This is a genomic window from Nocardioides sp. (genome assembly GCF_047607365.1).
GTDB lineage: Bacteria > Actinomycetota > Actinomycetes > Propionibacteriales > Nocardioidaceae > Nocardioides.
In genome coordinates, this window is record NZ_JASGDD010000010.1 from 57,596 (window position 1) to 78,436 (window position 20,841).

A 20,841-nucleotide genomic window follows, 5' to 3' on the forward strand; every position below is an offset into this window, starting at 1 on the left:
GTCAAGCCAGCTGCGGCACGCCAGGGAGAGGACTTCCACAGATCTGACGCGCTTCGTGGGGCTCCACGCCGAGGCTGATCAGAAGTCGCTCAGCGAAGAAGTCCGAAACCGCAGCGTCATCAGAGTTCGGATCCGACTCCAACAACTCCATCAGGGCCAGCAGCACGCCGCCCGCAAGCATCACTGCCGTCTCTGCGTCAGGCATCGTGAACCGTCCCAGCTCTATGCCGCGCCGCAGGTCGGCCAACGCGCGCGGCCGGATGCCTCGCTCATTGACGAGAATCGCCGCTCCGGCGTTGAGCATGACCTTGACCTGCTCCGGCATGAGTCGCTGCATCCGACCGGCCATCCGGAAACTGCGCGCAAAGATCTCCGCCGGGTCCTCAAGTCCCTCCACGGCTGCGTCCCTGAGCTGGCCCCACTCGTCGAGGGTGACCTCGACAGCCTCCTCGAACAGCTCGTCCTTCGTCGCGAAATGGTTATAGAAGCTGCCGAAACCTACGTCGGCGGCGTCGGTGATCTCTTGGATGCTGACGCTGGTCGTCCCTTGGGCGAGGAAGGTTCGGGCGGCCGAGACCAGCGCGCCGCGAGTACGGGCCTTCCTGCGATCTAGACGCGATCTCGCTGCCTCGGGCTCGGTTCCCATGATGGACCTCATTCCTGACGACTTCATCAGCAATGATGCCATATCAGGAGGCGCTAGGTGCCCAGGAGTCGTAGAGCGTTTCCTCCTCTGATGGCACGACGCTCGCCAGATGAGAAGATGCGGGCAATCGTCGGCTGAGGAAATCCTCGTCGCGGCATCGAGGGTGCGCTGAGCGGCCAGTCACTTCCGAAGAGGATGCTGTCGGCCCCGGCGACCTCGGTGAGGGACCTCAGCGCGGCGGGCGAGGAAGCCCATGCGGTGTCGAAGTGCTGCTTGCCGTAGTCGAAGTTGGCGTTGTCCAAGTTGTTCAAGCCAAGGTTCTGCGCGATCGCCGGATACAACTCCAGGAGTGAGGTTCGGTAGGCGAGATACGGCAGCACCCCGCCGCCGTCGCCGAAGATCCAGGTGATGTTGGGGTACAGGGTGAACGCTTGGAGGTAGGACAGCTGCACGATCGTTCGGGTTGTGTTGAACGGCCCCTCAAGAACGACGGCGTGGCCCGCCCGGGCCGGGTGAGTCCCGGCGACGTTCCCGTGGACGAAGACGACGGCCTTGAGTTCGTTCAGCCCGCCGAGCAGCGGGGCGAATCCCGGGTCGCCCAGGTAGGCGTCTCCGTAGTTGCTCAGCAGAGACACTCCGTCCAGTCCGAGCCCGAGCGACCGCCGCGCCTCAGCCAGGGCCGCATTGGCATCGGAGGTGCTCGCGATCGGCAGAACGGCGAAGGCACGGAACCGTCCGCGGGTCGCCGAATGGCGACTCGCGGTGATCTGGTGCAGGTAGTCGTTCAGGCGCTCGGCCAAGGCGACGCGCGCTGAGGCCGTGCGCAAGTAGCTGACTGCAGGGTCGGGAACGGAGAGCACCTGCTGTCCGATCCCATGCCGGTTCATGAACGCGACTGCGGTCCGAGGCGACCACTTCGGAGTGGGCAGCCCTGAGACGCGATGGAGGCCCGCTCGGCGGAGAGCATCGACGTAGAAGTGCGGGAGCGCGTGCGCATGAATGTCGATCGGGGCGCCGACTGCCGCTGCTTCGGCGATTCCCGGGAGCGCCGCGACAAGTCCCCCTGCGGCAGTGCCAGCCAGAAGCGCCCGCCGCGAAAGCTCGAGCTGCCTCATCAGGAGACTCCTAGACGCGCGGCCAGCCGTGGAAGCTGGTCAAGGGCGTTGGTTCGTTCGACCTCGCGGCGCTGGGCGTCGGTGAAGGTCTCGGAGAGTTGGGGCGCAGGGTCGCCCGGGACCACGAAGACAGGCCCGGCGAAGGGCCAGTCGGTTGCGAACATGATGTGGGAACGAGGAGCTGTCGCGAGGACGGCTTTCATAGCCGAGGGCGCTGGCGAGAGTGCCGTGTCATAGAAGAGCCGACTGAAGTTGAAGTTCTTTTCGATGGTTGAGCGTTCACCGCGGCCCCGCGCCAGGCCGGCCGTTGCGGCGAACGTCCTCGCCCGTTCCCCGATGAACGGGATCGTGCCGCCGGCGTGGGCGATGAGCCATCGGATGCGCGGGAAGCGGCTGAAGATCTTGGCGTACGCCATTGAGACCACGGCTCGGGTGGTATCGAACGGAAACTCGTAGAGGAAGGTGGGAAGGATGAGATCGGGATAGGCGGCGGGTGTGACGGGGTGTATGAACACGAAGGCTCCGAGGTCGTTGAGAACCTTCATGAGCGGGTCCAGCCGCGGATCACCTAGGTAGTTGCCGTCATAGGAGGAGAACAGGCCGACGCCGTCCATCCCGAGCTTGGTGATCGTCCTGCGCGCTTCTGCGCACGCGTTGGTCACGTCGACCGCGGACAGATCCGGCCCGAGCGGAAGTACTGCGAAACCACCAAAGCGGTCGGCTAACGCCAGACTGCCGTCGATGAGCGCGTCTTTGGTGTAGTCGTTGATCCGCTGGGCCAGGTCACGACGCTCCGTCTCGGTCGGCAGGAAGTAGACGCCTGGCTCGGAGATGGAGACAACTTGGCTCTGGATGCCGTACTCGGTCATGAACGCAACCGCGTACTCGGGCGTCCATACCGGTATCGGGATGCCACCGGCCGTGACGATGCCGTGCTCGGAGAGCGCGAGGCGGTAGAAGTCCGGGATGTGGTGGCAGTGGACGTCCACCCTGAAAGGTGCGTCCGGAAGTGCGAGGCTCACGATCCTCCCTTCGCCCGTGACGTGAGTCACGTTCTGATCGTTACCTCTGAAACGATGAAGCCATCAGTTCGTTACGAGAGGACCGTTACCCATGCCGCGAGACCGACTCCAAGTCATCGGAGCCGCGATTCAACGAAGCGAGATCGCGTGGGTACGGCACTACCACCGGCTCGACATCTCCGGAGACTTGGTCAGACCCGAGGTGCCCACGCTCTTCGTTGCCAACCACGGCTTCGGCGGCATCTTCGACCTCAACGTCTTCGCGGTTCTGGCGGCCTTCGAAGAGCTTGCGCTCGACCGCCCCGTGACGATCCTGGTTCACAAGATCGCATGGACCCTCGGAGTCGGTCGGCTCTTGGAGGCGATCGGCGCCGTCCCGGCCAGTGCTGAAGCCGCGCGGCGAGCGCTCGCGCAAGGGAATCACGTCTTGGTGTTCCCCGGCGGTGACCTCGATGCATTCAAGGCACGCCGTGATTGCGACAAGATCCTATTCGCGGGCCGAAGCGGCTTCGCGCGGCTGGCGATTGAAGCAGGCGTACCCATCGTCCCCATTGCGACTGCCGGCTCAGGCGAAACCCTTTTCGTCCTCTCGGACGGACAGTGGCTTGCCAGGGCACTCCGCACTGACCGCCTCCTACGCCTCAAAGCCCTTCCCGTCACCCTGTCGATACCGTGGGGACTGAACATCGGACTGGTCGGTCTCCTGCCCTACCTCCCAGTGCCCGCGAAGCTGTCGAGCAGGGTCCTGCGGCCGATGCGACCCGAGGCCGGGGAAACTGCGGCTCACTTCGCGAACCGTGTCTCCGAGGTCATGCAAGACGCGCTTTCCGAGCTTGCTGTGCGCCGACGGGCATCTCCGCCGAGCGCGACGGCTCGGCACTAGCACCGATGCCTGGTGCACCAAGCGTTCGCGGGCAATACCTATCGGCTCGCACCGATCCCATCGGACGTGCCCGACCGACACTGGGCGTGCACTTCGACGGAGTCGAGGAGATGCTCGCCGGCCCGGCCCGTTCCACCTGCTCACCTACGGCCACTACCTCGTCGCCATGAATATGAGCTCGGACCGGACTTTCACCGTGCCGCGGCGGCCGGCGAGCTTCGGGGGGCCCGCCTCCTGGGGCGCTCACCATCGCACGGTCGTGGCAGCTCATCGACTGGTGAAGGTACGTCCGGGATCGACGGTGGTGCTACGCCGGGTCTGATGCGGGCGCGTGGGCCGAGTGCTAATGCAGGTTCGGGGCCCACGCGCGCACGAGGGCGGCGAACCGCTCAGGCTGCTCTTGGTGGAGGAAGTGACCGGCGCCCTCCCAGACCTCCACACTCGCGCCTCCGGCGGCGAGGTCGACGCGAGCACGGTATTCGCTGGGGAACAGGGCGAGCGTCGGCACGGTGCGCTGGCCGAGCCAGGCGCGGGTCCCCGGCTCCGCGCCCACCGCGCCCGGCGCGAGGTAGTTCGACTCGAACAGTTCGGACAAGGCTCGCGGTTGCGCGCACAGCAGCGCATGCTGAGCGGAGAGAAGCAGCGAAGGGTTGGCCCGCGCCGCGAACCCACCCGCGATGCCGCGGGCCGGGGTGAGACCTCCGTGCCGCCGGTAGTCCTCCAGGCGAGCCGACGTGCCCGCCATCTCGGACTCGTCGGCACCATAGGACGGGTCGATGACGACGACGCCGCGGGCGGCACGGTTCGTGAGTCCGTACGCCGTGGCGATGGTCCCGCCGAGCGAGTGCCCGATCACGATCGGTTGCTCGACACCGGCCATCTCGAGGACGACGCCGAGATCAGTGACGATCCGCTCGATCGTCACGGCCTCCTCTCCCACCTCGGAGCCGCCATGGCCGCGCAGGTCGACGGCGAGAACGCGATGCTCGGGGGCGAGCTCCGGGATGAGGCGGTCCCACGCGCCACTCGAGGAGCCCCAGCCGTGCACAAGAACGAAGGTCGTGTCCGCGTCGAGGGGCCCTGCCTCCAGGATGGCCAGGCGGACGCCGTCGACCACCATGTAGCCGGGGCCGATGCGGGTCGTCATAGCGTGTCCTTCTTCCCAGGCATCCCGGAGTTCGAGAGTGCGGGCTCGCCCGCATCGGTCAGAGTGAGCGCATCGAGATCCAGAGACTGGAGAGAGCCGCTCGGCCAGACCACCTGCAGGTGGCCCCCGTCGAGGCTCACGTCCACCTCGCCGAGCGTGCAGAGCCGCGAGTTCGTCTCGGGAGCTCGAGTCAGGCTCAATAGCACACCGCGCCACTCGCCGCCGGCGAGCGATCGGAGTCGCACCAGCGGAACGACGGTCCGATCGCCGAACGCCGTCGGGCCGGCCGGATCCGCTGCGACTTCCGCCGAGCCGATCGGCCGGAGCTGCGAGCAGAGGCCGTCGTCGGCCACCAGGCGCACGCCCGCGTCGAGGTCCACGTCGATGGAAGCTCCCGACACCGGCCAGCCGGTCAGCTCGGCCTGATGCATGCTGCGGTCGAATCGGACCATGCGGAGTTCGGTAGGACCGTCGCACACTGACACGGCGATGACGCCGGCGACCTTGTCGCCGGTCTCCGGCACGATCAGATCGAAGGCGCTCGCGATGATCCGCTGGCTCCAGACCAGCGGGCGGGGCACGGCGCGGTGGGCCGTCCGGCCGGCGCTGTCGCGCACGATGATCGAGTTGTCAGCCACCCCACCGGGCTCACCGAGCCGGGCACCGTCCAACGTGGGCGCCGTGGCCGTCGAGTAGGCGAGTCGGTTGTAGTTCGGGTCGTCCCGGAGCGTCGCGGAGTGCGGGTCGATCTCGTCCCGACGCCTGCCCGTGCCGTGATTGAGGACGCGGACCAATCCGTCGCCGGCGGTCGCGCTCACGAGCCATCCAGGCTCAGCAGCCGTCCAGATGTGGTCGCCGGCGTCGATCGGAAGCGGGGCCGGCTCCGCTCGCCACGCGGGAGCGTCGGCCGGGAGCAGCAGCCCGAGGAAGGCCTTGCTGAGCCACAGGGGCGAACCCGGGCCGGAGTAGCCCTGCGCCATCGGGGCGAAGGCGCGGGTCCAGCCCAGGGTGGCGACACCTTCTGGGAACGAGCCGTGCTCGCGGAACCATCGGAGCACCCTTGTCGACGCGCTCACTGCCGTCCCGGGACGCCCAGGCACGCCGGCGAGCTCGGCCGCCCATAGCGGGGCGGTCATGCCGGCTCGGTAGATGAGGGATCGGCCCTGATAGACCGGCGCGCCGTCGGACCCGATAAGCCGGGGCAGCCATTCGAGGTAGGACGCGGCATGTGCGCGGAAGCGGTCGGTTCGACGTGGATCGAGGTGGTCGCCCTCGATGAGAGCCCACAGCAGCGGGTAGGTCGCGAAGGACCAGGCGTTGTAGTAGTCGAACTTTCTCGACGACTCGTCTCCACCGTCCGTGTACCAGCCGTCTCCGCGGTAGTAGGTCTCCGTCGCGTCCAGCGCCTCGAACGTCGGCTCGTGAGGGATGTCGAGGCCGAAGCTCCGCAGGGCGGCATGGGTGAGCGCCCGGAAGAGCAGCCAGTTCCCGTTCAGCCCTGGCCGAGAGACGGCCGCGAGGAGCCACTCAGCAAGTCGTTCCTGCTCTGCAGCACGCAGCCGGTCCCAGGTCCAGGTCCGCGATGCCCAAAGGCCGAAGGCAATTGAGGCGGCTTCGACCATCGTCTGCGGGATCTCGAGCGAGGGCCACGCCGTTGGTCCGGCTCGAAGACCGGCGATGTAGTCGGCAGCGATCTCCTCACGCCGGGAGTCGTCGGCGTACGGCATCCTGCACGCCGCCAGCCAGAAGGACCGAGCGAATCCCTCGAGCGCGTCGATGGCGGGCCCGTTGTCCGAAGGACGTCCACCGGGAAAGACGACACCGGCACCGTCGACGGTACGCAGGCGGCGAGCCGTATCGATGAGAACGTCGGCAGCGGCCTCCCATTCACCGCGCGCCGCACCCGCGGATCGGCTCACCACGCCTCCGAGACCGAGACGGGGTGGACGCCGCCGGCCTCGCGCGAGTCCAGATCGAGCTCATCACGCCGCGGCGGGTTGGCCCCCGGGCGAGACACGGTGATGGCCGCCGCGCGCGCGCCGTACGCCAGCAGCGCACAGACACCCGGCCCTGAGAGCCCGGCCGGCTTGGGCTCGTTCCACAGAGCGTCCAGCATCGCTGCGCTGAACGTGTCGCCGGCTCCAATGGTGTCAACAACGGTGGTTGGCTGGGCGGCTACGTCGATTCGTCGTTTCGTGTCGAACCAGGCGGCTCCGTCAGCGCCGCGCGTGACGACCACCGCGCTGGACCCAAGGTGGAGGAGTCGGTGCGCGGCATCGTCCAGATCGAGGCCGGGGTAGAGCACGGCGAGGTCTTCGTTGCTGGCCTTCACCACATGGGCCAGGGACACGGCCAGCTCGACCGCTCCGACCACCGTGGCGCTGACACCCGTCGCTGTCGGCCGCATGTTGATGTCGTAGCTCACCAGAGCCCGATCTCGGAATCGGCCGGCGAGGCGCATGACCTGCGTAGCGCCCGGCTGAAGAACAGCCGCGAGGGAGCCGAAATGCACGATGTGCGGCGGATATTCCATCGTTGTCGGGCCGAGCCGCCACTCGAGGTCGAAATCGTAGCGGGCGGATCCGTCCTCGGCGAGCTCGGCCGTCGCACTCGAGGTGCGCGCGACGACATGAGGGTCGGTTGCCGTGCGGATGCCGGCATCGTCAAGACGCCGGCCGAGGCGCACACCACGGTCGTCGCCTGCGAAGGCTGTCGCGAAGCGCACGGGGCGTCCGAGCCGAGCGAGCGCGACGGCGGTGTTCGCACCACTGCCGCCGTCGTGCTCGACGACGTGACCATCCGGCGAGCGCACGATGTCCACGATCGACTCGCCGATGACGAGGGCGTACGCCGCTTCTGTCATGCCAGCTCACCGACCGTTTCGCGGGTGACCTCGCCTGCGAGCGGCTCGCCGCGATGCGCTCGCAGCGCCTGCTCGACAGCGTGGTCGCCGAGCCGCTGCAACTCGTTGCCCACCGCTCCTGCCATGTGCGGTGTCACCACCACGTTGGGCAACTCGTAGAGCGCGGAGTCGGGGGGCAACGGCTCGTTCGGATCCGTAGCGTCGAGCACCGCCCAGAGGCGTCCCGAGACGAGTTCGCTCTCGAGGGCGTCGGCGTCGACGAGTCCGCCGCGGGCTGTGTTGATGAGGGTCGCGCCATCCTGCATTCGTCCAAGCAGCTCCGCGGTCACCATGCCGGCCGTTGCCGGCATAAGCGGCGCGTGCAGGCTGACGACCGCCGATCGGGTGAACAGATCCTCGAGGGACACAACCTCGACACCGAACGCCTCAGCCTCCTCCTCGCCGAGAAACGGGTCGTACACGAGCACATCGAGTTGGTGGCTGCGCAGCAGCTCGATCACATGCCGGCCGATCCGCGAGGCACCGACCAGCCCGATGACCGTGCCGAAGTTTCCCGCGTGCGGAAACTCCTTCTCGCGCGGGATGAACGCACGCCGAGCGCGATAGAGGACCTGACTGCGGAAGATCTGCTTGGCTGCGAGCACGATCATGGCAGCCGCGTACTCGCCCACCGGGATCGCATTGGCCTCCGCGGCCGTTGTCACCCTGATCCCCCGGTCCCAGCAGGAATCGCCCACAAGACGCCGAACCGAGCCGGCCGCGTGGTGGATCGACCGAAGATCCGGCATGCGAGACAACAGCCCGGCATCGATCTCTGCCGCACCCCACCCGGTAAGCAGGACCTCAACACCGGCAAGCCATTCGCCCGGAAGCGCGGTCAGGTCCGAGACCACCGGCTGATCCCAATCGATTTCAAAGGCCGCGGAAAGTCGCTGCCGAGAACCATGATTAAACAGCCGGTCGGGCAGATCGGGCGCCATCGCCAGCATGGCACGAGGTCGAGAACTCATGTAGTTCGCTCCATTTCGCTAGGTACCGGCCACACCATCCCGTTGCGCCGGTAACCGCTTACCGCGCTCAAAATGTGACCTCTTGCACATCGACGCAAGGCGAGAGTAGCGTCACGGCAAGCGCTTTCCAACTGTGCAAGGGACCACCATGACCACCAAGACCCTCGGCATCATCATGAACGGCATCACCGGCCGGATGGGCTACCGACAGCATCTCGTCCGATCGATCCTGGCCATCCGTGACGCTGGCGGCATCCACCTGTCCGACGGGTCCCGCCTCCAGGTCGACCCGATCCTCGTCGGCCGCAACGCTGAGCGTGTCAAGGAGATCGCCGACCAGCACGGGATCTCTCGCTGGACGACCGACCTGGACGAGGCGCTCGCCGGATCGGGCGAGGTGTATTTCGATGCTCAGCTGACGACCGTGCGCGAGGAGTCGATCCTCAAGGCCATCGCGGCCGGAAAGCACATCTACACCGAGAAGCCGATCTCCGAGTCGCTCGAGGGCGCGCTCCGACTCGCTCGCGCCGCTCAGGACGCCGGCGTCGCCAACGGCGTCGTCCACGACAAGCTATATCTGCCCGGACTAATCAAGCTTCGGCAGCTTGTCGAGTCCGGCTTCTTCGGCCAGATCCTGTCGATCCGAGGCGAGTTCGGCTACTGGGTCTTCGAAGGCGACCTCGAGCCCGCTCAGCGTCCCAGCTGGAACTATCGCGCCGAGGACGGAGGTGGCGTGACCACCGACATGTTCTGCCACTGGAACTACGTCCTGGAGAACATCGTCGGACCGGTGCGCGCGGTCACCGCACGCGCGGTCACTCACATTCCTCAGCGTTGGGACGAGGCGGGCAAGCCGTACACGGCGACGGCCGACGACGCAGCGTACGGAATCTTCGAACTGGACGGCGGTGCGATCGTCTCGCTGAACTCTTCCTGGGCAGTCCGCGTCCACCGAGACGAGCTGGTCGAATTCCAGGTCGACGGGACTGAGGGAAGCGCGGTCGCCGGCCTCTTCGGCTGTCGCATCCAACACCGCGCAGCCACCCCGAAACCGGTGTGGAACCCCGACCTGCGCGACGCCATCGCCTATCGCGACCAGTGGCAGGACGTGCCGGATCGCCAGACCTTCGACAATGGGTTCAAGGCGCAGTGGGAGTTGTTCCTCCGCTCGCTCGTCGACGATGCGGAGCACCCCTACGACTTCATGTCGGGCGCCCGCGGAGTGCGGCTCGCCGAGGAGGGGCTGCGCTCGTCCGCCGAGGGACGCCGTATCGAGCTTGGCGAGCTGACACTGTGACGTCCATCGACCTGCCCGATGCCGACCGCACCTGGAGCGCGCACACCCTGCGCGAGCCCACTTCATGGGCACAACCCGCAACGCCGCTCACGGTCCGCATTGCGTATGCGGCCGCACACGTCGTGACCGACCCCTTCGGGGACAATGTTCCCGGAGCTCCCGCCGTCATCGACTGGGACGCCACGCTGGGGTTCCGATGCCATCTCTTCTCCTACGGCTTGGGGCTCGCGGAAGCGATGGACACCGCCCAGCGCGGAATGGGACTCGACTGGCCAGCGACGCAGGAGCTGATCCGTCGAAGCGCCGCGGAGGCAGCCGCGGCCGGCGCCCGCGTCGCGGCAGGTGCGGGAACCGACCACCTGGCCGACGACATCACCGATCTCGACAGCATCCTCGCGGGCTACGAGGAGCAGACCGCCTTCGTCGAGTCGACCGGTGCCCGCGCCATCATCATGGCCAGCCGCCAGCTCGCCCGTGCCGCCCGGGACACCGAGGACTACCGGAAGGTCTATGACCGGTTGCTGGCCCAGACTGAGGGGCCGGTGATCCTGCACTGGCTCGGCACTGCCTTCGACCCCGCCCTGGCGGGCTACTGGGGCTCGGCGGACGTCTCCACCGCCACCGACGCGTTCCTGGACCTCGTCCGCGACAACGCCGAGAAGGTCGACGGGGTGAAGGTCTCATTGCTGGATGCGGAGCATGAGAAGGCGCTACGCGCTGCGCTTCCCACGGACGTACGGCTCTACACCGGTGACGACTTCAACTACCCCGAGCTGATCCAAGGCGACGGAGCGCACTACTCCGACGCGCTGCTCGGCATCTTCGCCGGGATCGCGCCGGCAGCCTCGGCCGCCCTCCAAGCTCTCGAGGGCGGCAACGTCGACGACTACGACGCCGCGTTCGGGCCGACACTCCCCTTGGCGCGCCATGTGTTCGCGGCTCCGACCTACTACTACAAGACGGGCATCGCCTTCCTCGCGTGGCTCTGCGGTCACCAGTCCGGCTTCGGCATGGTCGGAGGGCTGCAGAACGGGCGCAGCCCTCTGCACCTCGTCGAGACCTTCCGACTCGCTGATGCCGCCGGGCTGCTTCCCGATCCGGATCTCGCGGCAGAGCGGATGGGCACCTTCCTGGCGAGCGTCGGGATGACGCGATGAGTGACCTCATCAGCCGGCTGTCCCTCAATCAGAAGACCACCAACTCATGGTCGCTCCCGGAGGCGGTCGAGGGATGCGTCCGCCACGGCATCGGCTCGATCGGGGTATGGCGCGAGCCACTCGCGGACACCGGCCTCGAGAAGTCCGCGCGTCTCATCCGGGACGCCGGCCTTCGGGTCTCGTCACTATGCCGTGGCGGATTCCTGACCGGCATCGAGGAGTCGTTAAGGCGCGCCGCAATCGAGGAGAACCTGCGCGCCCTCGACGAGGCGCACACCCTGGACGCGGCGTGCCTAGTGATGGTCGTCGGCGGCCTGCCTCCGGGATCCAAGGATCTTCCGGGCGCTCGGGCACGCGTAGCCGAGGCCATCGCCACCCTTGCGCCGGCAGCAGCTGATGCGGGCGTACGCCTGGCCCTGGAGCCGATGAACCCCATCTACGCCGCCGACCGCGGTGTGTGCTCGACCCTCGGCGAGGCGCTCGACCTCGCCGAGCAGTTCACTGCCGAGCAGGTAGGCGTGGTCGTCGACTCCTTCCATGTCTGGTGGGACCCGCAGCTCGAGGCGCAAGTAGCACGCGCTGGGAAGCGAATCGCAAGCTTCCAGGTCTGCGACTGGATCACTCCGCTGCCAGCAGACACACTGTTGGCGCGCGGGATGATGGGCAGCGGGCACATCGACTTCCGGCACCATCTGGACCTGATGACCAAGGCGGGTTACGACGGCGACATCGAGGTCGAGATCTTCAACGCCGAGGTCTGGGCGACCGACCCCGACTCGGTGCTGGAGACAATGAAGTTTCGCTTCGTCTCCGAGCTCGCGCCGGTCGCGGCCTGAGTCCGATGCGCGTCCTCATCGCTCCCGACTCGTTCAAGGGAACGGTCGGCGCCCCCGAGGTTGCCGCTGCGCTCAGCCGCGGCTGGCTCCGGGCACGCCCGGCGGACACCGTTGTCCTGCAACCAATGGCGGATGGAGGCGAGGGCTCTCTTGACGTGCTGGCGAGCACCACACCGGGGTCCCTCCGCCGGTTCGTGCGGGTACTCGGACCCGGAGGACCCGTCATGGCGCCGTGGCTCCTCTGTCCTGACGGCACGGCGTTCGTCGAGCTTGCCGCCGCGAGCGGCCTGCCCCTCTTGAAAGAGCTCGACCCGATGCAGGCTCATACACACGGCTTCGGTGAGCTGCTTGCCGCCGCAGCCAAGCACCCGGACGTCCGGAAGATCGTTGCAGCCCTCGGCGGCTCCGCGAGCACCGACGGGGGAACCGGAGCACTCACCGCTCTCGGAGCAAAATTCTGCGGCCCCGGCCGGAGCCGGATTCCCCTAGGCGGTGTCCACCTGACCGACCTCGCGCGCATCGACACTAGTCGTCTCATCGCGCCGCCCGGTCAAGGAGTCGAAGTCCTCGTCGACGTCGATGCCCCACTGGTCGGACCCGACGGCGCCGCCCACCAGTTCGCCGCGCAGAAGGGCGCCGACGCCGCACAGATCGACGAGCTGGAAGCCGGACTGCTCCACTACGCGCACGTCGTCGGACATCCTGTCGGAAATCCCGGAAGCGGGGCAGCCGGAGGGACGGCCTACGGACTCGTCGCGTTGTGGGGTGCCCGACTATCGCCTGGCGTCGAGGCGATCGCGCGTCGCGTACGGCTCGACGACCTCGTCAGCGACGTCGATCTGGTGGTCACGGGCGAAGGCCGCTTGGACCGGCAGTCATTCCAGGGAAAGGTCGTTGGGCACGTCACCTCGACGGGCGCCCGATTCGGCCTCCCCGTCTGGGCTTGCGTGGGACAGCAGACAGGCGACGCCCCGCAGCTGGCTGGCACCGTTCAGCTCGCTCGGATGGCCGGGTCTGTCGAGGCGGCGATGGCCGACCCGGGGATGTGGCTGGAGAACGCCGGCGAACGCTTGGCTGCGCTCGCAGCGTCCGATACCGCCGTCACGACTGACTCCAGTCAAAGTGCGGGCCCAGCGGCACCGAGGACTACGTCGACGCTGGAGAGCGCATGAAGCACGCAAATCAGGATGGACCGACTCTCGCGTGGCTGCGCCGGCATCGCGCCGACCTGCGAAGGTTCGCCGCCGCCTCTGCCGCTCCGGGAGGAGGCTTCGGCTGGCTCGACGACGCCGGCGACAGGCGTGAGGATCGCGACGTCGAACTCTGGATCACCTGCCGAATGACCCACGTTTTCGCACTCGGCGTACTCGAGGGTGATAGCGGCTGCGCGCCGCTGCTGGACCACGGGGTGCAGGCGCTGCGAGGCCGGCTTCACGATGACGTCCACGGCGGATGGTATTCCGCCGTCGGCACGCACGGCCCAACCGCGACGGCCAAAGAGGGCTACGGTCACGCTTTTGTCCTTCTCGCCGCCTCAAGCGCTCTTACCGCCGGCCATCCAGACGCACGTTCACTGCTCGACGACGCGCTGTCGGTCCACGACGAGCGGTTCTGGCGAACAGCGGACGACCTCGTCGTGGATGTGTGGAATCGCGACTGGAGCGCCCTCGAGAACTATCGAGGGATCAATGCCAACATGCACACGGTCGAGGCGCTTCTCGCTGTCGGCGACGTGACCACCGACGCCATCTGGCTGCAGCGGGCCCACCGCATTTTGACACGAGTCGTGGAGGAGTTCGCCGCGCCCCACGGCTATCGCATGCCCGAGCACTTCGCCGCCGACTGGACCGCAAGACTCGATTACAACCGTGGCGATCCTGCCCATCCGTTCCGACCCTTCGGGGTCACGATCGGGCACCTGCTCGAGTGGGCCCGGCTCGCCGTCCACGTACAGACCGCGGTCGGCTCGGACGCGTCGCCGCGGCTTCTCGACCACGCCCGATCGATGTTCGATGTGGCGGTTTGCGACGGGTGGGGGGTGGACGGCACCGCCGGCTTCGTCTACACCACCGACTTCGACGGCAGAGCCGTCGTCCGCGACCGACTGCACTGGGTCGTCACCGAGGCGATCGCGACAGCATGGTCCTTACACGAGGCCACCGGCGACCAGCAGTACCTTGATTGGTATGGGCAATGGTGGGACTACGCGTGCGAGTACCTCCTCGACGGGACAGGCTCCTGGCGTCACGAACTCGACCCGGAGAACCGACCCGCCGCCACCGTATGGCAAGGCAAGCCCGACGTTTACCACGCCTACCAGGCCTCACTGCTGCCAGAACTCAACCGGCCCATCTCCTTCGCGGGCGGTGCGTACGATCTCGCGCAACGCAGGCGGGCGACCGCCTCGTCCAGTCCCGCGACGAGCCCGATGGGCGAGGGCTGAATGGCACTCGGCCCTCCAACCGGCACGAACGTCCGCGTTGCTGGTCGTCCGCGACGGGTGATCGACGCGGCCACAGCGGTAGATCCCGTCCACCCGTGGCGGTCCATCGCTCATCTCGCCGCACCGCATCGACGGCGCGTCGTCGCCGGCACCGTCGCGTTCTTCATCAAGGACGCGCCGTTCTGGGTCATGCCGATCGTTACAGCGAACATCGTTGATGCCGTCGTCGCCGGCACCTCCCTCGCCCCCGTCTTGATCAACGGAGCGATCGGCGCTGCCACTATCGTGCTCAACCTACCGGCCAACGCAGTGTTCGTCCGCAACCTATCCGCGACTGTCCGCGACATCGGCGCTTGGCTGCGTAACGCTCTCACGCATCGGCTCCAAGAACTCAGCATAGGATTCCACGCTCGCCTCGGGGCATCGGTGACACAGAGCAAGGTGGTGCGTGACGTCGAGAACGTAGAGCTGATGTTGCAGCAGGTCTTCGCGCCCGTGATGAGTGCCGTCGGCGTGATCGTCGGCGCCGGCATCGTCGTACTGATCCGCGTTCCCGAGTTCGCAGTTCTCTTCGTGTTGATGGTGCCGGTCGCTGTAGCGCTCATGCATTGGTTGCGCGTTCGCTCCCATGAGCGCAACGAGACCTTCCGCCGCGAGGTCGAGCGTCTCTCCCGACAGGTCGGCGAGATGACGTCGCTCGCGGCGCTCACCCGCGCGCATGGCCTCGAACAGGTGGCGACTGAGCGCGTGCTCGACACCGCCGCTGGGGTACGCAATGCCGGCGTACGGCTCGACCGCCTCAACGGGCGCTTCGGCGCGCTTTCATGGGTGAGCTACCAAACTCTCGGGGTCATCTGCTTGATCAGCGCGGCTACAGCGTCGGTCACGGGTTGGCTCTCCATCACCCCCGGCGAGGTTGTGCTGCTGAGCACCTACTTCACCATCGTCACCAATGCCACCACCAACGCGTTCGCACTTGCGCCGATCGTCGCGCGAGGTCGCGAGTCCCTTCGCTCGGTCGCTGAGGTTCTTCAGGAGGAGGACATCGAGGAAAATCGCGGCAAGCCGACCCTCGGCCGGGTAACCGGCCGCCTAGTCTTCGACGACGTCGGCTTCGCCTTTCCCGACAGCCCCGAGTCCGTCCTCTCACGAGTGAGCCTTCGCATCGAGCCGGGAGAGACCATCGCCTTCGTCGGGCCCTCGGGCGCGGGCAAGTCCACATTGATCAACCTTGCCCTGGGCTTCATCCGCCCCACGGAGGGCACCATTCAGCTCGACGGGGTAGACATGGCGGGGATCGACCTGCGTTCGGCGCGCCGATTCTTCTCCGTCGTCCCGCAAGAGCCAGTGCTGTTCGAGGGTTCAATCCGCGAGAACATCTCGTACGGCCTCGAGAGCGCGTCGGACGCACGCGTCCAGCAGGCGCTCCAGGACGCCAATGCTTGGACATTCGTCCAGTCGCTCGACGATGGCTGGGACACCCCCGTCGGCGGGCTCGGCTCTCGGCTGTCCGGTGGCCAGCGCCAGCGGCTCGCCATCGCACGTGCCCTGATCCGCGACCCACGCGTGCTCATCCTCGACGAGGCCACATCCGCGCTCGACATCCACGCCGAGAGTGCCGTTCGAGACGCCCTGGAACGGCTCCGACGGGACCGCACGACGCTGGTGGTCGCGCATCGCCTCAGCACCGTGCGCACTGCGGATCGCATCGTCGTACTCGACCGCGGGCGCATCGTCGAGAGCGGATCCCACGAGGAGCTCGCCGAAGCCGGCGGCAGATATGCGCACCTTCTTCAGAGCCAGGCGGGCTGAAGGAGGTGCGGCACCATTCCTCCGAAGTCACACTCGACGCGGCGTGCTATCGCGTATGACGACCTCGCCCGACACCCGTCTGCGCCGCGGAGGCTGGTGATCTGCCGTCAGCACGAGCTCGAGGGCCAGCTCTCCGATCTGCTCGAGCGGAAGCCTGACCGTAGTCAGGCTCGGGTGGATGTCACGAAGGGTCCCGATATCGTCGAACCCCGCGAGCCCGATGTCGATGCCCGGACGCACGCCGCGCGTCCGGCAGGCGGCCATGGCGCCGACCGCCATGACGTCGTTCACTGCGAAAACGCAGTCGACCTGGTGATGGGAGTCAAGGAGATGGGCCATCGCGTCGTGGCCGCCATCCCGGGTGAAGGCGCCTCGCAGCAGGACCGGCGCGGGCAGACCCGCTTTCGTGAGGGCGTCACGGAACCCATTGACGCGGTCTTTTGCTGTCAGAAGCTCCGTCGGACCCGCCAGCACGGCGAACCGCCGGTAGCCCAGTTCGACGAGTTCGGCCGCGAGCGCGCGGGCGCCCTTGCGGTTCTCGATGGCGATGGTGTCGACGGGGAACTTGGCCTGGCTCACAGCGACGACATGGCCCCCCGATCCCTGAAAAGCGACGATCTCGCGGCTGAGACGCGCGGTGAGTCTGGCGTCCGCTGTTCGACTGCCGACGAGGATGGCTGCTCGGCTTCGCTGACCGCGCAGGCTCGCGAGGTATTCGAGCTCGCGCTCCGGCCGGTGCACCGTCGTACCCAAGGAAACAAGCAGGTGGTGTTCGTCCGCCGCCCGCACGACGCCAGCGGCGATCGAGGAGAAGTACGGGTCAGCGATGTCGTGCACCACCAGGCCCACGACGTTGGTTCGCCCCTTCGCCATCGCCTGCGCCGGCGCGTTGGCGGAATAGTTGAGCTTGACTGCTGCTGCCAAGACACGCTGCCGGAGCTCCTCCCCTACCTTGCGCTTGCTGCCGTTGAATGCTCGCGACGCAGTCGCAAGCGACACTCCGGCCTCGTTGGCGACGTCCATGAGCGTCACTGGTCCGGGTGCCAGCTGATTCATTTTCAGACCCCTCGAACAACGGCAGGAATACGTATTCCCAATTCTAGCGATCGACGAGCCTCCGCGAGCGCGCGGCGACGGGGGACGACCAAGAAGGATCCTCGATGACCCCCGAATGCCCGAATCCCAGTACGAGAACGAGCCTGCCGCCGAACCCGATCCTGCCCGGATTCCATCCAGACCCCTCTCTGATCCAGGTCGGAGATGTCTACGTGTTGGCGAATAGCACCTTCGAATGGTGGCCCGGTATCGCGCTCCACACCTCCGTGGACCTGCAGTCGTGGGCGCCAGCCGGATACGTCTTCACCGATCCCGGCGATCTCGACCTGAGGGACGTACCGGACTCCGGTGGTCTCTGGGCACCGTCGCTATCACACGATGGCAGCCGATACTGGCTCGTCGTCGGCGCCGTGCACACTTGGAGCGGACCCTTTAAGGACATCGACGTCTTCCTCACGACGGCCTCGGACCTCGAGGGGCCATGGACGAAGCCGGTCCGCTTGGGCGGCGGGGGCTTCGACCCGTCGATTTTTCACGACGAGGATGGTCGGCACTGGCTGCTTAACATGCGCTGGGACCACCGACCGGACAACTTCTCCTTCGCCGGCGTCACCCTCCAAGAGATCAATGAGACCGATGTCGTCGGGGAGGAGCGTCTTATCCTTACATCGGAAGAGCTCCTCGAGGGACCTAACCTCTATGTCCACGACGGGTGGTTCCACCTCATGCTGGCCGAGGGCGGGACGGGCTGGAACCACGGGATCCGCACCGGCCGGTCGAGGTTCATCGAGGGCCCTTATGACCTCGATCCCGAGCCGCTTCTGACAACCCGCGACAACTGGCAGTGGCCCCTCCAGAAGGCAGGTCACGGTGAGCTCGTCCGAGGTCCGAATGGCGAGTGGGTGCTCGTGCACCTGGCCAGCCGACCGCTGCTCTCCACGACAGGACCCGTCTGCGTCCTTGGCAGGGAGACCTGTCTCCAGGAAGTGGAGTGGATCGACGGTCGCCTGCGACTCATCGGCGGTGGGCACTGGCCGGCCCGCGCGAGCGCGCTGGACCAACCCCTTCCCTATCCCAGCGGATTCGAGGACACATTCGACGGCGATGCTCTCGATCCCCGATGGCTGACGCTCCGCGAGCCCGCCGATCCGTCGTGGGTCGATCTCTCCACCCGGCCCGGCTGGCTACGCCTCCGCGGGCGCCGCAGTGTGTTTGCGTCCGTAGGTGTGAGCCTGATCGCCACCCGCCTTCTCAGCACCCATTGCGCCATCGCGACAAAGCTCGCCGTGAAGCCACGTCTCCATGCCCAGCGCGCGGGTCTCGGCCTCTGGTACGACCGACGAGGCCACCACCTCGTCACTGTCACGTGCTACGACGGCCGTGCCGAACTCGTCGTGTCCTCCACGGACGGCGATCGCTACCACGAGACTCGCTCGGGGATCCTCGTCGACGAATGGCCGTCAGTGCATCTGCGAGCCTCGATTGACGGCCTAGTGCTCCGCTTCGAGGCGTCTCCCGACGGCGACGGCTGGAGGCACGTGGGCAAGCCCCTAGACATGGCAAGCCTCTCCGACGACTGGGGAGGCGCCCTCCGGTTCACCGGAACCATGATCGTCTTGTTCGCCGAGGACACTGGGCCCGGGACGATGTCAGCCGAGTTCGCCGGCGTCAGCGTCATCTCGCAGACTGACGACCCCAGCGCCAAGGCTCCGTCATGACGGTGCGCGCGCTTATCATCGCTGGCCGCGGAAGGTACGAAGACCCCTGGCACGATCACGCCGCCACATCCTGGTGCATCGCGAGCGAACTGCACGACCTCGGCCACCGGGTCGACGTTCGATCCACCTTCCACCAGACCCTCCACAGCGCGGGCGACTACGACCTCGTGGTCGTCAACGCAGGCACCGGCCGGATCGATCCTGCGTTCGACGGCGGCCCGGATGAGTGGCAGCCCGCTCATGAGGAGTTCGCCGATGCCGTGCGCGACGGGCTCCCCGTGCTCGCCATGCATCAGTCCGCGAACACCTTCAACGACTCCCCCGGCTGGCACGACCTGCTCGGCGGCCAATGGATCCCGGGTCAGTCCTTCCACCCGCCCGAGGGGCCGGCCGAGTTCGACCTTGTGCGGTCACCGGAGGACGCATCGGGAGTGCTTGGCTCACTGGACGACGTCATACGTGCCAATGACGAGCGTTACTGCGCTCTGGACGTCGCCACTGCCTCGACCGTGCTCGTCACGACGACATGGCAAGGAACCGAACACCCAGTCGCCTGGCGTTCGGGAGCGGCTCCGTCGGTCATCTACGACGGCCTCGGGCACTCAACTCGCTCCTATGAGTCGAGGGATCGCGCCCTGATGTTGCGGGCCGAGCTGAAGTGGCTAGCCAACCGGGTCCGATGACAGAGGAAAGCCGTTTCCGAGAACTTGCGACGATCCGTTGTGCTTTACGTCACACACGCATTACAGTCGGGAAAGCGCATTCCAGCGCAGAAGGAGCACTGATGACTAGCAACAAGGCCTCGTTCGAATGACCCTCGTCAGCACACCCACTCCCGCGGGGACCGCTCCAGACTCGACACAGCCGGAGGCTCGCGCTCGGCGACGGAAGTCTCGCGGAGCCTCCAGTGGTCACGAGCCGGGAGCCTCGCGCGGGCAGCAGGTCCAACTTCTGCTGCTCGCGCTGCCAGCGATCGCATTGCTCGCTGTGTTCGCCTATCTTCCGATGGCTGGACTCGTCGTTGCGTTTCAAAGGTTCAACATCACCGACGGCGTCTTCGGATCGCCGTGGGCGGGCCTGGCCAATTTCCGCTTCTTCTTCAGCTCGGGATCTGCAGGGCGTGTCCTCTTCAACACGGTATTCCTGAATGTGTTGTTCCTGTCGTCGACCCTGATCGTCGGGCTGGCGTTGGCCATCATGCTCAACGAGATCCGAAGCAAGTTCCTTCGCAAGCCGCTGCAGTCGGTCATCTTCTTCCCCTACTTCGTCTCCCCCATCGTCATCAGCGTGATCCTGCAGGTCCTGTTGTCAGGTTTTGGCGGCTCCGGCGGTGCAGTGAACAACATGCTGGGAGTCCTGTCGCTGCCGGAGGTGGACTGGTACACGACACCAGGCCCCTGGCCCTGGATCCTCACGATCGTCAAGGTCTGGCAGATGGGCGGCTACACGTCCGTGATCTTCCTCGCCGCCATCACATCGATCCCGGAAGAGGTTTACGAGGCGGGGGCGCTCGACGGCGCCTCACGAGCCCACATGGCACTCCACATCACGACTCCCCTCCTCAAGCCCACCGCTGCAATCTTGATCATCCTCGGCATCGGTCGGATCTTCTTCGGCGACTTCGGGACCATCTACGCCATCGTCGGCGATAACGGGACACTCTTCCCGTCGACTGACGTCATCGACACCTATGTCTACCGAGCACTCCGTACCCAGGGGGACTTCGGCATGACCGCCGCCATCGGCCTCTTCCAGTCGGTGGTCGGATTCGCGCTGGTCGGCGTCGCCACCCTCCTCACCCGCCGGTTCTCACGCGATTCGTCGCTCCTCTAATCG

At 66.7% G+C, this 20,841-nt stretch carries 18 protein-coding genes; 10 read left to right on the forward strand and 8 right to left on the reverse strand.

Annotation, left to right across the window (positions count from 1 at the left end):
* Position 1: 1 nt before the first annotated feature.
* Genes QM572_RS00880 through QM572_RS00890 form a run of 3 tightly spaced genes read right to left on the reverse strand, consistent with a single transcriptional unit; the run spans position 2 to position 2,813 of the window.
* Complete coding sequence (locus QM572_RS00880; protein ID WP_415089030.1) at positions 2-646, reverse strand: TetR/AcrR family transcriptional regulator; 645 nt, start codon at positions 644-646, stop codon at positions 2-4.
* Positions 647-699: 53 nt separating this feature from the next.
* Positions 700-1,761: an amidohydrolase family protein gene (locus QM572_RS00885; RefSeq protein WP_415089032.1), complete on the reverse strand. Its 1,062-nt coding sequence runs from the start codon at positions 1,759-1,761 to the stop codon at positions 700-702.
* A complete protein-coding gene (locus QM572_RS00890) occupies positions 1,761-2,813 on the reverse strand; it encodes an amidohydrolase family protein (protein WP_415089034.1) in 1,053 nt (350 codons plus the stop codon). The genes QM572_RS00885 and QM572_RS00890 overlap by 1 nt, the downstream gene beginning before the upstream one ends.
* Positions 2,814-2,874: 61 nt before the next feature.
* Here QM572_RS00890 and QM572_RS00895 point away from each other — a divergent pair, with 61 nt between their 5' ends.
* On the forward strand, positions 2,875-3,666 hold the full coding sequence (locus QM572_RS00895; protein ID WP_415089036.1) for a 1-acyl-sn-glycerol-3-phosphate acyltransferase: 792 nt from the start codon (positions 2,875-2,877) through the stop codon (positions 3,664-3,666).
* Positions 3,667-4,009: 343 nt separating this feature from the next.
* Here QM572_RS00895 and QM572_RS00900 read toward each other — a convergent pair whose 3' ends face one another.
* Genes QM572_RS00900 through QM572_RS00915 form a run of 4 tightly spaced genes read right to left on the reverse strand, consistent with a single transcriptional unit; the run spans position 4,010 to position 8,665 of the window.
* Positions 4,010-4,813: an alpha/beta fold hydrolase gene (locus tag QM572_RS00900; protein WP_415089038.1), complete on the reverse strand. Its 804-nt coding sequence runs from the start codon at positions 4,811-4,813 to the stop codon at positions 4,010-4,012.
* Positions 4,810-6,735, reverse strand: coding sequence for a DUF2264 domain-containing protein (locus QM572_RS00905; RefSeq protein WP_415089040.1), 1,926 nt, complete (start codon positions 6,733-6,735; stop codon positions 4,810-4,812). The genes QM572_RS00900 and QM572_RS00905 overlap by 4 nt, the downstream gene beginning before the upstream one ends.
* Positions 6,729-7,676, reverse strand: a complete 948-nt coding sequence (locus QM572_RS00910) for a PfkB family carbohydrate kinase (protein ID WP_415089042.1) — start codon at positions 7,674-7,676, stop codon at positions 6,729-6,731. Before QM572_RS00910 ends, QM572_RS00905 begins: the two co-directional genes overlap by 7 nt.
* Entirely contained in the window at positions 7,673-8,665 is a 993-nt protein-coding gene (locus QM572_RS00915; RefSeq protein WP_415089044.1) for a hydroxyacid dehydrogenase, read from the reverse strand. Before QM572_RS00915 ends, QM572_RS00910 begins: the two co-directional genes overlap by 4 nt.
* Positions 8,666-8,834: 169 nt before the next feature.
* Here QM572_RS00915 and QM572_RS00920 point away from each other — a divergent pair, with 169 nt between their 5' ends.
* From QM572_RS00920 to QM572_RS00945, 6 genes are read left to right on the forward strand one after another with little or no spacing between them, the layout of a single operon-like run.
* The gene (locus QM572_RS00920) at positions 8,835-9,983 is read left to right on the forward strand and encodes a Gfo/Idh/MocA family protein (protein ID WP_415089046.1); all 1,149 of its coding nucleotides are present in this window, start codon (positions 8,835-8,837) and stop codon (positions 9,981-9,983) included.
* A complete protein-coding gene (locus QM572_RS00925) occupies positions 9,980-11,140 on the forward strand; it encodes a dihydrodipicolinate synthase family protein (RefSeq protein ID WP_415089048.1) in 1,161 nt (386 codons plus the stop codon). The genes QM572_RS00920 and QM572_RS00925 overlap by 4 nt, the downstream gene beginning before the upstream one ends.
* Positions 11,137-11,976 (forward strand): sugar phosphate isomerase/epimerase family protein, encoded by an 840-nt coding sequence (locus QM572_RS00930; protein ID WP_415089050.1) that lies wholly within the window; start codon positions 11,137-11,139, stop codon positions 11,974-11,976. Before QM572_RS00925 ends, QM572_RS00930 begins: the two co-directional genes overlap by 4 nt.
* Positions 11,977-11,981: 5 nt before the next feature.
* Entirely contained in the window at positions 11,982-13,148 is a 1,167-nt protein-coding gene (locus QM572_RS00935; RefSeq protein WP_415089052.1) for a glycerate kinase, read from the forward strand.
* Entirely contained in the window at positions 13,145-14,419 is a 1,275-nt protein-coding gene (locus QM572_RS00940; protein ID WP_415089054.1) for an AGE family epimerase/isomerase, read from the forward strand. Before QM572_RS00935 ends, QM572_RS00940 begins: the two co-directional genes overlap by 4 nt.
* The gene (locus QM572_RS00945) at positions 14,420-16,231 is read left to right on the forward strand and encodes an ABC transporter ATP-binding protein (RefSeq protein ID WP_415089056.1); all 1,812 of its coding nucleotides are present in this window, start codon (positions 14,420-14,422) and stop codon (positions 16,229-16,231) included.
* 27 nt (positions 16,232-16,258) lie between these two features.
* On the opposite strand, the gene QM572_RS00950 is transcribed toward QM572_RS00945, so the two are convergent.
* Positions 16,259-17,287 (reverse strand): LacI family DNA-binding transcriptional regulator, encoded by a 1,029-nt coding sequence (locus QM572_RS00950; protein ID WP_415089058.1) that lies wholly within the window; start codon positions 17,285-17,287, stop codon positions 16,259-16,261.
* A 104-nt stretch (positions 17,288-17,391) separates the two neighbouring features.
* Here QM572_RS00950 and QM572_RS00955 point away from each other — a divergent pair, with 104 nt between their 5' ends.
* The 3 genes from QM572_RS00955 to QM572_RS00965 all read left to right on the forward strand — a co-directional run bounded on the left by QM572_RS00955 (position 17,392) and on the right by QM572_RS00965 (position 20,838).
* Positions 17,392-19,005, forward strand: a complete 1,614-nt coding sequence (locus QM572_RS00955) for a family 43 glycosylhydrolase (protein ID WP_415089060.1) — start codon at positions 17,392-17,394, stop codon at positions 19,003-19,005.
* Positions 19,002-19,688 (forward strand): ThuA domain-containing protein, encoded by a 687-nt coding sequence (locus QM572_RS00960; protein WP_415089062.1) that lies wholly within the window; start codon positions 19,002-19,004, stop codon positions 19,686-19,688. The genes QM572_RS00955 and QM572_RS00960 overlap by 4 nt, the downstream gene beginning before the upstream one ends.
* 322 nt (positions 19,689-20,010) lie before the next feature.
* The gene (locus QM572_RS00965; protein ID WP_415089064.1) at positions 20,011-20,838 is read left to right on the forward strand and encodes an ABC transporter permease subunit; all 828 of its coding nucleotides are present in this window, start codon (positions 20,011-20,013) and stop codon (positions 20,836-20,838) included.
* The last annotated feature ends 3 nt before the right edge of the window (positions 20,839-20,841 follow it).

Coding starts and splice junctions, on each gene's coding strand:
- QM572_RS00900 (WP_415089038.1), bottom strand. CDS start 4,813: ATGACGACCCGCATCGGCCCCGGCTACATGGTGGTCGACGGCGTCCGC.
- QM572_RS00945 (WP_415089056.1), top strand. CDS start 14,420: ATGGCACTCGGCCCTCCAACCGGCACGAACGTCCGCGTTGCTGGTCGT.
- QM572_RS00960 (WP_415089062.1), top strand. CDS start 19,002: ATGACGGTGCGCGCGCTTATCATCGCTGGCCGCGGAAGGTACGAAGAC.
- QM572_RS00950 (WP_415089058.1), bottom strand. CDS start 17,287: ATGAATCAGCTGGCACCCGGACCAGTGACGCTCATGGACGTCGCCAAC.
- QM572_RS00895 (WP_415089036.1), top strand. CDS start 2,875: ATGCCGCGAGACCGACTCCAAGTCATCGGAGCCGCGATTCAACGAAGC.
- QM572_RS00920 (WP_415089046.1), top strand. CDS start 8,835: ATGACCACCAAGACCCTCGGCATCATCATGAACGGCATCACCGGCCGG.
- QM572_RS00965 (WP_415089064.1), top strand. CDS start 20,011: ATGGCTGGACTCGTCGTTGCGTTTCAAAGGTTCAACATCACCGACGGC.
- QM572_RS00910 (WP_415089042.1), bottom strand. CDS start 7,676: ATGACAGAAGCGGCGTACGCCCTCGTCATCGGCGAGTCGATCGTGGAC.
- QM572_RS00955 (WP_415089060.1), top strand. CDS start 17,392: ATGACCCCCGAATGCCCGAATCCCAGTACGAGAACGAGCCTGCCGCCG.
- QM572_RS00880 (WP_415089030.1), bottom strand. CDS start 646: ATGGGAACCGAGCCCGAGGCAGCGAGATCGCGTCTAGATCGCAGGAAG.
- QM572_RS00930 (WP_415089050.1), top strand. CDS start 11,137: ATGAGTGACCTCATCAGCCGGCTGTCCCTCAATCAGAAGACCACCAAC.
- QM572_RS00885 (WP_415089032.1), bottom strand. CDS start 1,761: ATGAGGCAGCTCGAGCTTTCGCGGCGGGCGCTTCTGGCTGGCACTGCC.
- QM572_RS00935 (WP_415089052.1), top strand. CDS start 11,982: ATGCGCGTCCTCATCGCTCCCGACTCGTTCAAGGGAACGGTCGGCGCC.
- QM572_RS00940 (WP_415089054.1), top strand. CDS start 13,145: ATGAAGCACGCAAATCAGGATGGACCGACTCTCGCGTGGCTGCGCCGG.
- QM572_RS00915 (WP_415089044.1), bottom strand. CDS start 8,665: ATGCTGGCGATGGCGCCCGATCTGCCCGACCGGCTGTTTAATCATGGT.